At 44.3% G+C, this 1,730-nt stretch carries 1 protein-coding gene and 1 pseudogene; both read right to left on the bottom strand.

All coding sequences use genetic code 11. The features are described 5' to 3' along the window. Positions 1–277, bottom strand: a pseudogene (locus tag AB4161_RS23180) (pyridoxal kinase); the annotation flags it as partial. A 99-nt stretch (positions 278–376) separates the two neighbouring features. Next, on the bottom strand, positions 377–1,585 hold the full coding sequence (gltS, locus tag AB4161_RS23175; RefSeq protein ID WP_017061004.1) for a sodium/glutamate symporter: 1,209 nt from the start codon (positions 1,583–1,585) through the stop codon (positions 377–379). Positions 1,586–1,730 lie beyond the last annotated feature (145 nt).

The following is a 1,730-nucleotide window of genomic DNA, read 5'->3' as shown; positions in this document are numbered from 1 at the left end:
CCGCTTTACATTGGTCTGCGCTTCCCTGATAACCCGATAGGATCGCACCACAGTCTTTCAGTACGTTGATGTTGTCTAAGCCTCGAATCAAGTTTCGAATATCATCTGAGCCGAATGTTTGCCCGGTCCAACCTTGTTGATATTGTGTGTGGTTGGAAAATTGTACCGTATGGATAGGCCATACTTCGAGTCCCATACGTTGCATAGGAAAAACGGCAGAGCTATTGCCAGCATGGCCAAAGACCACATGAGACTGAATTGAAATTACACCTTTCAAACCGTCACTCCTCTTCTGAATATAGTTTTTGATGTCTTGAGTAAATTTTAAAGTCAAAGTACTGAACTTTTGGTAATCCCCTTTGATGGGGAAGATCCATCAAGACATGAAATGTAAGAATGTCTCTATAACGATTAGGTTTGAGAGATCGATAAAGAACGCACCAATTAACGGCACGATAAAATACGCTTGTGGCGATGGGCCGTAGTAACCCGTGATACCATTCATATTGAGCATGGCTGTCGGTGTCGCACCCAAACCAAAGCCCGCATGACCACTTGCCATCACCGCGGCATCATAATTTTTACCGAGTAGCTTATAGGTAACGGACGTAACAAACACAATAGTAAACAATGTTTGAATCGTTAGGATAACCACCAGCGACAACGCCATATCAAACAGCTGCCAAAGTTTGATTTCAAGCAATGCCATAGATAAGAAGACACTTAGGGCAATTGAGCTTAAACGTGCCACTTCGACCATCGCAATCTTGGCAGGTTTGCTCTCGCTAAATAGTGTTGAGAATAGTGCACCAACAAATAACGCATAGACGAAATTTGGCACCATGTTCAGCCAATGCACATCGAGCACAAGCACTAAACTATGTAGCATTTGGCTGAGCTCAACACAGCATGCTAAAAGAACAACGCTTCCGATGCCATGTAGTACATTGCCCTTAGTCGGCATGTGATGGGCCTTTTTGTGTTCCACATCTGCTGCATGTACGTTCGGTGTTGAAAGTTGATTTTTTTCAACCAAATACGTGCCTAAAGGCGCTCCGATAATACCGCCAATCACAAGACCAAAAGTGGCACAGGCCATCGCGATTTCGAGTGCATTATCGACACCAAAATGGTCATGAAACATCGACGCCCATGCAGCACCTGTACCATGCCCACCTGATAGGGTGATAGAGCCCGTCATCAGTCCTAGCTTAGGATCCAGCCCTAAGAACGAGGCTGCAGCGACACCAATAGCGTCCTGAAAAATAATATAAACAACGGCGATTCCGAGAAAGACAACGAACAAGCGTCCACCTTGGAATAGCTGCTTGATATTTGCGCTTAAACCAATGCCTGCGAAAAACATCAGCATCAACGTCTCTTTATAAGGAAGTTCAAATTCGAACTCCATTCCCATGCGATATAAGCAAGTAGTAATTAAGGCTGCGATGCACCCACCAATCACCGGCCCTGGGATATGATATTTACTTAATATTGGTGTGTGTTTTTTGGTTACCTCACCAAACAACAACATCAAGAGTGCCAAAATGGCAGATTCAACGGCATTTACAGAAATTACATTCATTATCACGACCTAAACAACCGAATAAAAAAGCCCCGACTTGACGGGGCTTATATTTTCTAGCAACTACGAATTACGCAGAGAACTCTTGGAAGTACTCATCCAACACAGTGCGTGTTGCACGGCCAATTAGCTCGTACTCGTGGTG

The sequence above is a fragment of the Vibrio sp. 10N.286.51.E5 genome (assembly GCF_041469125.1).
GTDB lineage: Bacteria > Pseudomonadota > Gammaproteobacteria > Enterobacterales > Vibrionaceae > Vibrio > Vibrio crassostreae_C.
The sequence above is the reverse complement of the archived record's forward strand: the minus strand, read 5'-3'. Positions and strand labels throughout refer to the sequence as shown.